The sequence below is a fragment of the Peteryoungia ipomoeae genome (genome assembly GCF_004912165.1).
GTDB lineage: Bacteria > Pseudomonadota > Alphaproteobacteria > Rhizobiales > Rhizobiaceae > Allorhizobium > Allorhizobium ipomoeae.
Map to the genome: position 1 here is coordinate 45,482 of NZ_STGV01000006.1, position 13,148 is coordinate 58,629.

Consider the following 13,148-nt stretch of genomic DNA (forward strand, 5'->3'; position numbering starts at 1 on the left):
GAATTTTCACGCGGGCTTGCCGGGCGGATGACGGGTCGGCGGCACAGTACTCCCATAGACAAACAAGAAGTCGCCGATGCCGGTGCTCAAACCAATGGCGGATGATGGGAGACGATGATGACTGTCATGGACATGCGGGAATATCGCTGGTCGCCGGACGCCAAGTTCATCAAGCGAAGCGACGGCAACGCGGTGGCGGTGAATTTCGCCAACAGCACCAAGCGCGTCTTCGGGCCGGCCGAAAGCAGCGCCATCTCCGCCTTCAGTGGCCTGACGATCCCGTTCGTCCTTGAGGACAGCGTGTCCGAGAGCTTGCGGGCGGCCCTGATCGATGGCGGGTTCCTTGTTCCCGAGGAGGATTTCGCCGCGCGCGACAGGATGATACGCGATGCCGTCCGGACGATCGCCGAGGAAAGCTCCGGCCTGATCATCATGCCGACGGAAAAATGCAATTTCCGCTGCACCTATTGCTATGAATCCTTCGCCAAGGGCCGGATGCGACCGGAACGGGTCGATGCGCTGGCAAAGGTCATCGAAACCCGCATAGCCCGGGCCCGTAGCTTTTCCCTCGGCTTCTTTGGCGGAGAGCCGCTGCTTTGCAGCGACATCATCCTGCGGCTCTGCGGTGAGGCCATGGCACAGTGCGGGCGCAAGGGGATATTCTTCGGCGCGAGCATGTCGACCAATGCGGCCCTTTTGACGCCTGACCTGTTCGAGCAGCTGATCCGCGTCGGCCTCGTGTTCTTCCAGGTGACGCTCGACGGGGACCGTGAGTTGCATGACCGCCAGCGGGTGACGGTCAAGGGCAAGGGGACTTTCGACGGCATCGTCGCCCATCTCCGAGCCATGGCTGCGACGTCCCACGAGTTCACCGTTGCTCTGCGCTGCAATGTGCATGTGGAAGACAGCGAGCGGGTGCTGGCGCTGTTCGACAGCGAAGAACTCGCCTTCGTGCGCAACGATCCGCGCTTCATGATCGACATCCATTATATCTGGGCGTCGGACCGCCAGACCTTGGCGGAGACCTCGAAAGAGGGCTGCCTGTCCGGCCTCCAGGCCGGCCTCGACAAATACGCGCTGAATGCCGAACTGTCGCGTCGCGGACTTTCGACCAGCAGCTACGACGACGTGCCGGGCATTCTGGGCAGCGCCTGCTACGCCGGCAAGAAGAACTGGTTCATCGTCGGCGCCGACCTCAAGCTCTACAAATGCACCGTCGTGTTCGACAATCCCAAGAACAACGTCGGGTATATCGATCTTTCCGGCAACATGGTGATCGACCAACGGCTGAACCGGCTTTGGACCGGCTCCAACGCCGAGACCGACAGCGGCTGCGGCTCCTGTTACCTGCGGGTTCCCTGTGGCGGTCTGGCCTGTCCCCTGACCAGGTTCACCTCCGGCTCGAAAGGATGTCTCGAACTGCGGGATGCCGGAAATCTCAGGAACTGGGCCGAACGGCTCAGCCCACCGGCGGCGGAACAAACAGATCCGCTCGCCATTCACTGACCCCCAAAGGAGAAGGATGAAGCACATGCCTGCTACCGAAATCAGTCACAAGGACTTCGTACTCGATCGCGCCAAGCGGATCGACAGACTGTTCCAGGCGATCGAGGGCGACGCCTCCAAGCGCGAGAAGTTCTTCGAGGCGCCGGAGAAAGTGGGAGCCGAATACGGCGTCTCCTTCTCCCACGAGGAAGCCTTCGGCATTACCGCCATGAAGGGCCAGGGCCTTTCCGATTTGCGCGAGCGCCTGGTGCTCAGCAAAGCCGGATTCTTCGACGGCAACTGCGGTTGTGCCCTTTTCGGCCCCGGCGGCGTGCTGAGCCGGGCCATCAAGCCCGGCCTCTAGGCCGGTCGCCAACACCATCGCTGCGTGGCAAAGCGCGCGGCAACCCGAACCAAGAAGAGGAGGATCACCCATGCCTGACCGTATCCAGGGCACGACCCACAAGGACTTCGTGCTCGACCGCGCCAAACGGATCGACAAGCTGTTCCAGAAAATCGAAAGCGATTCCGCGCAACGTGAGGCCTTTTTCAAGGATCCCCAGGCCGTCGGCGCAAAGCACGGCGTCACCTTTTCCCACGAGGAGACCTTCGCAATCGGCTCGATGAAGAATGTCGGCCTCGCCAATCTGCGCGAGCGGCTCGTCTTGAGCGAAGTCGCGTTCTTCGACGGCAATTGCGGCTGTGCGCTTTATGGACCCGGGGGGGTTCTGACGCGCCAGATCGCCACCGGCCTCTGACCCTACGCCATGTGGCCGCCCGTTCGCGGGCGGTTGCATCCAAGCCCGAGGCCAGCGCCTCGCGACAGGTTTCACCACGAGGCAAGGGAGGCTTCGATGTTTGCAGCTCATCTCGATCATCTTGCGGACGAGGCGCGTGCCGTGCTGGCATGCAATCCCCTTCTGGCTGCGAGCAGCGCAGGGCTTCCCGCCGGACGCAATCGGCTCAAGCGCCGCGCCCGCTATGCCGGCACCTTGTCGGCGATTGCCGACATCAAAGCGGTCGCTCCGCGGGCCGATGCGTTTGCCCGCCACTTCCCTGAATTGGCCGATGGCGGCTATCGTCATGCCGAACGGCTGCCCGGCGACGGCAAGGCTGGCCCCGTCGGCCTCGACCCTTACCGGTCCTCGGCGCTCTGCACCTGGATGGACGGGCTGGAGCGGGGCCTTGGCTGGGTTAAAAGCGGTGCCAATGCGGAGATCCTCGAATACTATCTGCAACCGGATCTGATGGACGCCGATTTCATCGCCGAGCGTCAACCTGTCCGCGGGCTCGCCTGCGGCATCGGCCTGCTGCGCATCGAGACGCTTGCCGCAAGCCGGATGATGCAGCCCCGCGTGGCGCAATGCCTACCCGATTTTCCGAGCGCCGAGTATCCGACGGTGAGCGAGAGCGATCTCGACGCCATCGCAGAGCATCTAGACGCGGCGGTCAGCCTGGCATTTGCCGTGGATCCCGCAGGAACGCAGCTGCTGGCCGCCAATCTGCACAGCCTGCATGTCGGCCTGCGCCACGATCCGCTCTGCTCCTTTTCCAGCTCCAACGAGCTGCCGGGTAGCGCGATCGTCATTCTCTCGAAGGAACGGTTGCGTGACGGTGATCATGCGGCAACCGCCGCGCAACTGCTTCACGAGGCGGGGCATGTCCTGCTGGGGTTGTACACAACCTCAGCAGCGGCATCCTTGCCGTGTGACTTCACCTATGTGTCCCCTTACAAGAATGACTTGCAGACGCTCGAAAGCATCCTGCACATGGCATATACCATTCCCTGGGAATGTGCCGTGCGCATGGCATGCCTGTCCTTGCGGGAAGATCCTGAGCGGCGTGCCCGGGAGGCGGCCTTCGTCATCGCCTATGCCTCGCGCCAGCTTCCGCTCATCGATATTGCCCGTTCAGGCTTAGACCGTCTCGGCGGCGATGTCTTATCTGACCTCCCGGACATCGCCGCCATTCCTTCCTGGAACGCCCGGGTTCTGGCACTCGTCGATAGGCTGCTGGAAAGCGAGACGCCTGAGCGGCGGCCGGCGCATGTCGCAGAGCGCCAGCGCGTCATCGAGCGCCAGGCCTGGGATCTGGGGCAGATGGTGCTAAGGGGCCGTGACCCTATCGATCCGCGCTTGCAGTCTCGGGAGATCGACGAGACCGGCGAAAGCGTCACTCTGTGGTACGACGGAACACGCCACGTCATCGCCAAGGCGGAATACCGGCCGACGAGCAAGGACTATGGCCGCTATGTCGAGTTGATCGGCAGCAATGCCTCCATGGCCATGGAGGTGGCGTGATGGGCAAGCTCCGCTCCCATAGACTGTCAGCCATCGTGGATGCGCCGGCTGATGTGCTGACCGGTTCGGCCGAGGCTTTGCTCGCCATAGCCCGCCAGGCGGTCGCCGATGCCGAACTCACGATGATCTCCAGCGCCAAGGCGGATTTCGAGCCGCAGGGGGCTTCGATCATCCTGCTGCTGCAAGAATCCCACGTGGCGCTGCATGCGTGGCCGGAACACGGCAAGCTGACGATCGACATCCACGTCTGCGATTTCAACCGCGACAATCTCGGTCGCGCCCGGCAGGTCGCCGAGGCCCTGAGCTTTGCCGATCTGTTTCCCTCCAATCGTGCGGTCTGGTCGATCCAGACCATGCAGGGGTGAACGGTGATGAGCGCGCTGGAATATCGAGCCGACCTCTACGATGTCATCCACGGCCGGCGGCAGCACGATATCCCTTGGTACGTGGAACTGGCCCGGCATGTCGGCGGGCGGGTGCTGGAGCTTGGTGCCGGAACCGGCCGGACGGCGCTGCCGGTCGCAAGGGCCGGAATCGCGATCGATGCGCTCGACGTTGCCGAGGAAATGCGCGCCCAACTTCGGAAAGCCCTGGAAGGGGAGACGGAGGAGGTCCGGGGCAGAGTGCGGGTCCTGTCCGGAGACATGACCCGGTTCTCGCTACCCGATAGCTATGGGCTCATCCAGATTCCGTTTCGCAGCTTTTTGCACAACACCACGCAAGACCAGCAGCGAGCATGCCTGGAGCGGTGCCATGCGCATCTCGCTCCCGGGGGGCTTTTGGCCCTCGATGTCTTCCTGCCGTCAGAGGAGTACATGGCCGCCTTCGAGGGTGACTATGAGGGTCTGTTTCGGATGGACGACCCCTATCCGCTGCCAACAGGAGGTTTCCTGCTGTTGAGCGAATGGAATGCCTATGACCGCGCGGCACAGAACGTCCGGGCGGTGCATCGATACGAACTGCTGGCGGAGAACGGCCGGATCACCGAGAGCCTCTACCAGATCCTGGATCTGGCCTGGCTTTATCCGGACGATCTCGAGCGGCTGCTGGTGGCGGCGGGCTTCGCCGAGATCACCTTCTATAGCGATTTTACATCTCAACCCGTGGGTCCGGAAACGCGCGATGTCGCGGTTACCGCCCGCCGAGTTTGAACCAAGGAGAAGCGACAATGAACGACGACACCAAGAAGACCCTTGTCACCCACAAGAAGCAGATGGACGGGCACGAGATCACGGTCACGCTCGATGAAGCGCAGCGGCTGCAATTGTCGCGCCTGACCGGCCGAGATCTCACCCAGATCAAGATCGGCATCCAGGACCTGGCCGATATTGGCGATCTCGTCGCCAATTAGCATCCAACCCTCAGAGATAGGAGAAGCCCCATGCCTGAAGACAGAACAACCCCGCAAGACGTTTCGGTATCCGCTGCCAAGCTGCACGTGGTCACCATCAAGCTGACCGGCGAGCAGCGCAGCGAATTGCAGCGACTGACCGGCGAGACGCTGCACGAGCTGCGGATCGGTGTAGAGGACCTCGTCGATATCGGTGATCTCGTCGCCAATTGAGGCGCACGGCTGGGGAGGCCGGTATCGTGACGGAGCGTCTTGAAACTCTGCCGAAAGCTTGCGGTTCCCGGCATTTTCGGGCCGATGTCCGGCTCGTTCGTGCGCCCGACCGTAAACGCTCCGGCCTCCAACGCGGCGTTCGTGTGATCTGGTTCCCAGACGAAATCGGCGATCTCGTCTGGAACAAAGGCCCCGACATGCTGGGCCCGGACCTGCGCATGCTGCTCGATGATGCCGACATGCTGGCGGCCGGCGAGGAGATTGCCGGCCGCAGCGACCGCAACGCCGCGTTCCTGGCTGCCCTGTGTCCGCAGGTTGATGATCTCTCGCCGTTCCAGGCAACGGACTTCGTCATGGTCGGATGCGGCGGTTTGGGATCGCAGATCGCCATCCAGCTTGCAGCACTCGGTGCCCGCCGCTTCCTGCTGATCGACGGCGACCGCATCGAGGCGAGCAACCTCAACCGGCTGACTTTCGCTTCGGCTGAAGACATCGGCCTACTAAAGACCGAGGTTCTCGCGCGTCATCTGGTCTCGCGCTTTTCCGCTTCGGTGGAGACCGTGCCGGAATTCGCCCTCGGCGCGGACGCGGTCTGGTCGATCCTGCAGCGAACGCGCCTGCCGTTCGTCCTGCTTGCCGGCGACGATGCACGTCTCGCCCGCAGTTTCCTTGCCGCTTATCACCGGGTCACCCCCACGCCGCCGCCCTATCTTCATGTCGGTTATGTCGGCGCGCATTGCATGACCGGGCCGCTGGTGGCTCAGCCGGAGGACGCCTGTCCGTTCTGCGGCTCGGCGGCGGAAATCTCTGCAGATGAGGGCTTTGTCGCCCCTTCCGCACTTGCGAATAATGCGCTTATCGCCGGTTTTGCCGTGTCGCAGATCGCCATGGAGCGATTGACCGGCCAGTCGGCGCTGAGCGGCCACCGCTGGTTGCTTGACCTAGAGACAGGTCGGACCCGGCTTCGCCCCGTGTTGAAACACCTCCAATGCAAGGTCTGTCACCCATGAACGCGCGCTCTGCCCAAGACTATTACTGCTCGATCGTCGCTGCGCTGAAGCAGAAGAACGTGCCCCCCGGCGGCGAAGCGATGATCGAGGCCATTCTAGCTGCCGTTCCCGTCGGGGCGGCCAAGATCATCGATCTCGGCTGCAATACCGGCTGGGTCGCCCGGCAGGTCGCCAAGGCCTTTCCCTCCGCCCGGGTGCTGGGGCTCGATATAAACCCGGCGATGATCGATGCGGCCGAGGCGGCGGCACGGCAGGAGCAGTCGAGCGCCGTCTTTGCCTGCGTCGATGGCGCCGCCATGCAGACCCTGGCGGCCGGAGCGGATGTGATCATTTGCGGCGGCAGTGCCGCATTTTTCGAGGATCCGGCCGCAGTCTACCGGGCCGTCACGGGCTGCCTCAAGCCCGGCGGCCTGCTGATCGATTGCCACTATGTCTATGATGCGGACGTACCGGCTGATTTACGCCGCGAGGAACGAGCAATGTTTGGACTGGGCTGGATGCCGAAGGGTCTCTCCGCCATAGCCGGCGTCTACGAGGAAGCGGGTCTAACCATGGCGGCGATCCGGCGCCTGCCGCGGTTTGCCTTCGAGGACAGTGCCGCAGCCGTCCTGGCGCGCGAGATCTTGCAAGGTGTGCCCGAGATGCAGGAACTCGTTCAGGCCATGACGAAGCGGCGGGCGCTGATCAACGCACTGTCCGGGTATCGCTACCCTTACCTGCTCGTGGCGAGTTCGGGCACTCCGGCGGCACAGGCCCCGGGTGCCGGAGAGCGCGATCTCACCAAGGCCATCGCCACCCTCGACCTGTTCAGCATGCCGATCGCCCGGCAGCCGATGAGCGTGCTCAGGGATTACTTGCCCTATCGGTTTCTCGCCTATGTGGGGGATCCGGATGCCGCGCCCGGCGGTGGACGTGCCGTGGAGACCCTGGCGCGAACGCTCGAGACCTTGGGGATCGGGCAAAAGGGCCGGGTCCTTGACATTGGCTGCTTTACCGGGCTCTCCAGCATCGTGCTGGCAAGCCATTTCGAAGGCGTGATCGGCCTGGATATCGAGGCGGAGTTCGTCGAAATCGCCGGTTCCATCGGCAGGGCGCTCCTTAGCCCCGCGCAGTTCCTGGTGGGCGACGGATCGAGAACCGGATATGCCCCAGCCTCGTTCGATGCGGTCACGATGACCGCGACGCTTGCCTATACCCCTCGGCCACAGGCACTGCTGGCGGAGGCGAGCCGTATTCTGAAGTCGGATGGCCTGCTCGCCGAATTCGTCTATCACCATTTTGACCGCGCGCCCGAAACCGCGGAGAAGATCCAGGCGGCCGTCGGTCCGGATGTGGTGCTGGCGCCACTGTCCCGGCGCCTTGACATGTTCGAGACGGCCGGCTTCGACCTGGTCGAGCTCAATGCCGTGGAGACGGGCGCAGCATCGTCGTCGGAGCAAACGGTGCTGCGGGATTATGTGGTTCACCGCGAGCATGTGCTGGACCCTTGCAAGAGCCGCGAAGACCTCAAGGCCTTTGCAGATCTGTTCACCCACTATACCGGCCGCCTCTCCGATTGCCTCGACAAGCCGGTCGCGTATCTGGGGGTCTTCAGCAAATCCGGCCAAGGCAATCGCCCATGCAACCAGAACAGAGACTGATCAGCGCACCTCTTTCCGGCCTTTCGCTCGACGAATACCGGGCGGCATTACTGACGCGCCTGACGCATTCCTATGAGGTGCATCGGAGCATGGACCTTTTGGCGGCGCAGATCGCCGCCGAAAGGCGCGTCCTTCAGCTTTTCGGCGAGCTTCAGACCGATCCGGCCAGGACCCGTGCGATCGGCTTCCGACATGGTTCACAACCGGTCGGCGTCGCATCCTTCACGCTCAATCCGGCCGAAGGACACCTTTTTCTTTGGGATATTCTCATCCATGAACCGCATCGGCGGATGGGGTTTGGCACCCTGGCCATCGCGGAAGTCGAGCATCTTGCCGTCGAGGCCCGACTTGACCGCGTCCAGCTTAGTATCGAATTCGGAAACGAAGCCAGTGCCGCGTTTTTCTCTCGTATCGGCTATCGTTTCGTTGCCATCAGCGCGCTCAAGCCGCTCATCTGATCGTAGGCAGGCATGGCAAATGCCGGCCTCGACGTCGCCGGTTTCGCTCCCCGACAGCGGTATTCGATGCACCTTGCCTGTCCTTGCGCATGTATTGGCGCTATCTGTGCCGATCTATGAGTGCGCCAGCAATAGATCGTCCTTCAGCATTTTGCGGAAAAACCGCTTGGCGGCTTCGAGATTGCGCTGTGATGTCAGCGGGAATACAGGAACGACGAGCAACACATTCAATCAGATTAGGACATCCAACATGGTAGATCCTGTTGAGGATGCGACAGAGTTGAAGGCAATTCTCAGCGATGTTGTCGCTCAAGTGAGAACACGTGCGCCTGCGATTTACGATGAGGCGGTTGCGGAAGCTAAGATGAAGGATGAGCCGACCCCGCGCAAGGCGGACTTTGAAAAGTTCGGCATCGCAGTTTTCACCAGGACCGGCGAGCTCGCCTTCGCCGGCAATGCCAGCATCGGCTTTCCGATCCAATCCATATCCAAGGTCTTCGCCCTTGAGCTTGCGCTTGAAGCGCTCGGCGAGGCTTTGTGGAAACGGGTCGGGCGTGATCCATCGGGCGACCCCTTCAATTCCATCATCGATCTTGAACGCGCCAAGGGTATTCCACGCAACCCGTTCATCAATGCCGGCGCATTGGTCGTCTGCGATGTCCTCGCTGGTCTCGGCGGAAGCGCAGGTCCAAATCGTCATGTGATTAGCTTTGTTGAACGAATGCTCGACGGTGAGGCAGTGGCGCTCGACAAGGATGTTATGGCCAGTGACCGTACCGGAGGCGACCTCAATCGATCGCTGATGTTCATGGCGAGACACCACGGTAATCTGAACCATCCGGTAGATAAGGTCATGGAAGCCTATATCCACCAATGCGCCATCACGCTGGATTGTCGCGGACTTGCCAAGGCAGGCCGATTTCTCATCCTTGACGACCCCGAAAAAGAGAATGATGTAACCCTGGCAGCGGCGCGGCGCGCTCGGCGGATACTTTCGGTGATGATGCTGTGTGGCCAATATGATGGCTCAGGTGACTTCGCCTATCGGGTCGGATTGCCAGCCAAATCAGGCGTCGGCGGCGGAATTCTCGCCGTTGTACCCCATTGCGCCTCAATCGCCGTCTGGTCGCCAGCACTCGACTCAATGGGCAATAGTTGGCTCGGCACGCTGGGGCTGGAGTTGGTCAGTTCCAAAACCGACTGGTCGGTCTTCGGCAGAGCGCGTCGGTGAGCGGCCGGCCAACGCGGATTTCTTCGAGAGCAGAACATAAGCTTCGCGTGTTGCCAAAATCGGTCAAACGCGAAGCGCACTTCGCTGATTGTGAACCCGATCGAGTCAGGCGCAGGCATCCAGTCGCTCAATCTCACCCCTCGTCTCAGTGAGTGTGGCCTCCGTGAACCTATCGCCGCTCTTTGGCCTTACGTGATCTGCGGGAAAGGTCACATACTGGACGAGTTGATCCTGCGAAACTGGCGGAGGCAGTCCCCGGTCTCTTTGCATCCGGAAATCCGCCGCCACAACTCCTGCTTGGCAGCGACGCGCTCGGCCTCGTCTCCGGCAGAATTGAGCGCCTGCAGCAGGAGGTCGAAAGCTGGAACGCCGTCACGGTCTCGACTGACAGCTCATCTGAACTGCAACGTCCGATCAGCAGACAAAAATGATATGAAAAGAGGTCTTTTAGTATAATATGATCCCTAATGACGTCATTTTTTTTGACATGCGCGCATGCCGTGAGATACGTAAACACTTCATATTGAAGTAGATGGAACGCTAAGGTGTCAAATGAGGTCGGATTCGGAAGTTCTTCAGGAGATAGGTCGGCTGCTCAAGACGTCACGCAAGACTTTGGGCCTCACCCAAGAGCAGGTTGCAGGTATGGCAGGTATATCGCGTCCGCGATACCGCGAGATCGAGGCTGGAGCCAGTGCTGCCCGTACGACCACACTGATCAACATTGGTCGTGCGCTTGGTCTGGAACTGATGCTCATCCCGCAGGCCATGGTCCCGGCGGTTCAAGCTTTATTGCAGCCAGGTGGCGCCGAAGATGATCTTCCTGCTTTCGTCGCAAGCCCCGATGGTGATGGCAATGTCTGATGCGCGTCTTGATCCAAGATCTATAACCTCACTGGACGTGCTGCTGAATGACCTGAAGGTCGGCATGATCGTGAGAACGCCGGGAGACTTCAATGCGTTCAGCTTTGAGGAGAGCTATCGACAGACGGGCGGTTTCCCAGTGCTCAGTCTCTCATTTCGCGCCGCACATGGGGGGTTGCGGGACCCGAAGCCTATCGCTAAGGCTTTGCCACCGTTCTTTGCGAACCTTCTTCCAGAGGATAAACTGCGCGAGGCGATGGAGAAGCACCATTCAGGTACCGTGCGGGCAGGAAATGATTTCGATTTGCTTGCCGCACTCGGATCGGATCTGCCGGGGGCTGTCCGAATTGTTCCGAGCGAAGGCAGCGTTGTCCGTAGTGAGGGGTTGACACCCCCCATACCGAAGGCCCGGTTTTCGCTCGCCGGCGTGCAGATGAAACTTTCCGTCATCAAAAACACAGGCAAGGGCGGCGGGCTGACGATCCCCTTAGGCGACGAGCAGGGTTCATATATCGCCAAGTTTCCTTCGACATCATTTCCTGGTGTCTCGGAAAACGAATTTGCAAATCTTGCACTGGCCGAGGCGATCGGCATGGACGTGCCGGAACGCGAGCTCGTGGAACAATCGCAGTTTGAGGGTATCCCGGCAGAGTTTGAGACGCTGTCGGACGGCAAAGTCCTCCTCGTCAAACGTTTCGATCGGCTTGCCGGTGGTAAGCGCGTCCATATCGAAGATTTCGCTCAGGTATTCGGCGTCTATCCCTCTCGAAAATATGAGGGTGCCGCCTACCATGACATAGCTGCGGCTCTAGGGGTCGCCGTTTCTTCAGCGGCAGCCCTGGAGTTCGTTCGACGACTGGCATTGGCTGTGCTGACAGGAAATGGCGACATGCACCTCAAGAATTGGTCGCTGATTTATCATGGGAAGGGCGACAAGCCGGCACTCGCCCCGGTCTATGATCTGCTCTCGACTGTCCCTTACATTCCGTCAGACGCCATGGCATTGTCGCTGGCCGGTGAACGGCCGTTCAAGGCAATGAACGCCCAGCGATGGAAAGTCTTCGCTCATCGTGCGCGGCTGCCGGAAGCTGCGGTGCTGAAGGCTGTCACGGAGACGGTCGAGCGCGTCAACCATTCTTGGTGGTCTCTGCCTGAGCGTGCCGTTCTCCCTAATAGAGTATTGGAACGGGTTGATGCCCACGTAAAGCTGATGTCGCCAATCCTCGGCACGTGCATGGATTAGCAATTGATGTTTTCGGGTGACGCGTTAGCAGTTTCGTGGGCCACCAATGCCGATCGGATCGCTGGTTCATACCCATCAAGGCGACCGCTCGAGATGTCTGACATACTCCGTCAGGACGCTTTCTCGTCCAGCTTCGGGAGGAACCAGGCCAGAAGCCCCGCAAGCGGCAGGAACGAACAGATGGTATAGACCATCTCGACGCCATAGCGATCGGCGAGTACGCCAAGGAGAGCGGCTGCGATGCCGCCCAATCCGAAGTTCAGGCCGTAAAAAAGACCGCCGATCAGGCCGATACGGTTCGGCAGCAGTTCCATGGCATAGATCAGGATAGACGCGAAGGCGCTGGCCATGATGAGATTGATCAGGACGCTCAGAACGCCGGTCCAGAACAGATCGACATGCGGCAGGATCAAGGTCAGCGGAAGGGGGCCCAGCACCGAGATCCAGATGATCCGGTATCGTCCGATCTTGTCACCGACGATGCCACCGATCAGTGCGCCTGCTGCCGATGCCAGGAGGAAAATGAACAGCATCATCTGCGCTGCCGGAATGGTGAGGTCGAACTTCTCCATCAGATAGAAAGTGTAGAACGAGCGAAAACTCTCGCCATAGGCATTCTTCGTGAACATCAGGAAGGTGAGCACGAAAAGCGCCACCCCGATCATCAACGGCGCGTGGCGCTGCGCTGATTCTCTGGATTTCGCGCTCGCCTGCCTCGCGGCAAAGGCCGCGCTGATTTCCTTCTGCTTCGAACCGATCCACATCAGGAGCGCCATGGCGAGCAAGGCGATGACGGCAAACCAGGAGAGGCTCGACTGACCGAATGGCACGATAATGATGGCCGCGAACACGGGTCCGAGCGCGCCGCCTGCCTGTCCGCCCACTTGAAACAGGCCTTGCGCCAACCCCTGTCGATCGCCGGCTGCGTAGCGCGCCATGCGGGTAGCTTCCGGATGGAAAATCGAAGAGCCTATCCCGATCAGTGCGACGGCGATGAGGATGACGGTGTAGCTGCCGGCGTAAGCCAGACAAATCAGTCCGGCCAGCGTCGACATCATTCCGATCACGGGTGAATACGGGGCCGGGTGCCTGTCGGTGATGACGCCGATCACCGGCTGCAGGACCGATCCTGCGATCTGGAACGTCATGGTGATCAGGCCGATCTGGACGAAGTCCAGCGCATAGGCCTCTCTCAGGATCGGATAGGCCGCCGGGATCAGCGACTGCATGAGGTCGTTGAGCAGGTGCGTGCAGCCGAGCACGACAAGGACGACGAAATACGTATTGGAGCGTGCGGGGGCTGAAACGGCAACTGTCATGATCACCTTCAGTATCGAATGCAGATCATGCCGT

At 60.9% G+C, this 13,148-nt stretch carries 15 protein-coding genes and 2 pseudogenes; 15 read left to right on the forward strand and 2 right to left on the reverse strand.

The features are described from left to right. Positions 1 to 117: 117 nt before the first annotated feature. The 11 genes from FAA97_RS16905 to FAA97_RS16955 all read left to right on the forward strand — a co-directional run bounded on the left by FAA97_RS16905 (position 118) and on the right by FAA97_RS16955 (position 8,457). Positions 118 to 1,506 (forward strand): radical SAM protein, encoded by a 1,389-nt coding sequence (locus FAA97_RS16905; protein WP_168801032.1) that lies wholly within the window; start codon positions 118 to 120, stop codon positions 1,504 to 1,506. A gap of 25 nt (positions 1,507 to 1,531) precedes the next feature. Further along, positions 1,532 to 1,849: a hypothetical protein gene (locus FAA97_RS16910; protein WP_136599739.1), complete on the forward strand. Its 318-nt coding sequence runs from the start codon at positions 1,532 to 1,534 to the stop codon at positions 1,847 to 1,849. A 70-nt stretch (positions 1,850 to 1,919) separates the two neighbouring features. Next, a complete protein-coding gene (locus FAA97_RS16915) occupies positions 1,920 to 2,243 on the forward strand; it encodes a hypothetical protein (protein ID WP_136599740.1) in 324 nt (107 codons plus the stop codon). Positions 2,244 to 2,339: 96 nt separating this feature from the next. After that, positions 2,340 to 3,785 carry an aKG-HExxH-type peptide beta-hydroxylase gene (locus FAA97_RS16920; protein WP_136599741.1) on the forward strand — a complete coding sequence of 482 codons (1,446 nt, stop codon included), beginning with the start codon at positions 2,340 to 2,342 and terminating at the stop codon, positions 3,783 to 3,785. Continuing rightward, on the forward strand, positions 3,785 to 4,150 hold the full coding sequence (locus FAA97_RS16925; protein ID WP_136599742.1) for an S-adenosylmethionine decarboxylase family protein: 366 nt from the start codon (positions 3,785 to 3,787) through the stop codon (positions 4,148 to 4,150). Before FAA97_RS16920 ends, FAA97_RS16925 begins: the two co-directional genes overlap by 1 nt. Before the next feature lie 6 nt (positions 4,151 to 4,156). After that, positions 4,157 to 4,936, forward strand: coding sequence for a class I SAM-dependent methyltransferase (locus FAA97_RS16930; protein WP_136599743.1), 780 nt, complete (start codon positions 4,157 to 4,159; stop codon positions 4,934 to 4,936). A gap of 17 nt (positions 4,937 to 4,953) precedes the next feature. After that, positions 4,954 to 5,136: a hypothetical protein gene (locus tag FAA97_RS16935; RefSeq protein ID WP_136599744.1), complete on the forward strand. Its 183-nt coding sequence runs from the start codon at positions 4,954 to 4,956 to the stop codon at positions 5,134 to 5,136. 30 nt (positions 5,137 to 5,166) lie between these two features. Then, positions 5,167 to 5,349, forward strand: a complete 183-nt coding sequence (locus tag FAA97_RS16940; RefSeq protein WP_136599745.1) for a hypothetical protein — start codon at positions 5,167 to 5,169, stop codon at positions 5,347 to 5,349. 26 nt (positions 5,350 to 5,375) lie between these two features. After that, positions 5,376 to 6,359 (forward strand): ThiF family adenylyltransferase, encoded by a 984-nt coding sequence (locus tag FAA97_RS16945; RefSeq protein ID WP_136599746.1) that lies wholly within the window; start codon positions 5,376 to 5,378, stop codon positions 6,357 to 6,359. Continuing rightward, entirely contained in the window at positions 6,356 to 7,999 is a 1,644-nt protein-coding gene (locus FAA97_RS16950) for a methyltransferase domain-containing protein (RefSeq protein ID WP_168801033.1), read from the forward strand. Before FAA97_RS16945 ends, FAA97_RS16950 begins: the two co-directional genes overlap by 4 nt. Before the next feature lie 98 nt (positions 8,000 to 8,097). Continuing rightward, positions 8,098 to 8,457 (forward strand): GNAT family N-acetyltransferase, encoded by a 360-nt coding sequence (locus tag FAA97_RS16955; RefSeq protein WP_206110047.1) that lies wholly within the window; start codon positions 8,098 to 8,100, stop codon positions 8,455 to 8,457. A gap of 123 nt (positions 8,458 to 8,580) precedes the next feature. On the opposite strand, the pseudogene FAA97_RS21445 reads toward FAA97_RS16955, so the two are convergent. After that, a pseudogene (locus FAA97_RS21445) lies at positions 8,581 to 8,661 on the reverse strand (IS6 family transposase); the annotation flags it as partial. Between the two features lie 46 nt (positions 8,662 to 8,707). On the opposite strand from FAA97_RS21445, the gene glsA reads away from it, so the two are divergent. The 4 genes and pseudogenes from glsA to FAA97_RS16975 all read left to right on the forward strand — a co-directional run bounded on the left by glsA (position 8,708) and on the right by FAA97_RS16975 (position 11,795). After that, entirely contained in the window at positions 8,708 to 9,688 is a 981-nt protein-coding gene (gene glsA / locus FAA97_RS16960) for a glutaminase A (protein WP_168801034.1), read from the forward strand. A gap of 227 nt (positions 9,689 to 9,915) precedes the next feature. Beyond that, positions 9,916 to 10,119, forward strand: a pseudogene (locus tag FAA97_RS21320) (hypothetical protein); the annotation flags it as partial. Positions 10,120 to 10,240: 121 nt separating this feature from the next. Next, positions 10,241 to 10,552: a helix-turn-helix domain-containing protein gene (locus FAA97_RS16970; RefSeq protein ID WP_136599749.1), complete on the forward strand. Its 312-nt coding sequence runs from the start codon at positions 10,241 to 10,243 to the stop codon at positions 10,550 to 10,552. Further along, positions 10,545 to 11,795 carry a type II toxin-antitoxin system HipA family toxin gene (locus tag FAA97_RS16975; protein ID WP_136599945.1) on the forward strand — a complete coding sequence of 417 codons (1,251 nt, stop codon included), beginning with the start codon at positions 10,545 to 10,547 and terminating at the stop codon, positions 11,793 to 11,795. The genes FAA97_RS16970 and FAA97_RS16975 overlap by 8 nt, the downstream gene beginning before the upstream one ends. Positions 11,796 to 11,905: 110 nt before the next feature. On the opposite strand, the gene FAA97_RS16980 is transcribed toward FAA97_RS16975, so the two are convergent. After that, entirely contained in the window at positions 11,906 to 13,114 is a 1,209-nt protein-coding gene (locus FAA97_RS16980; protein ID WP_136599750.1) for an MFS transporter, read from the reverse strand. Positions 13,115 to 13,148 lie beyond the last annotated feature (34 nt).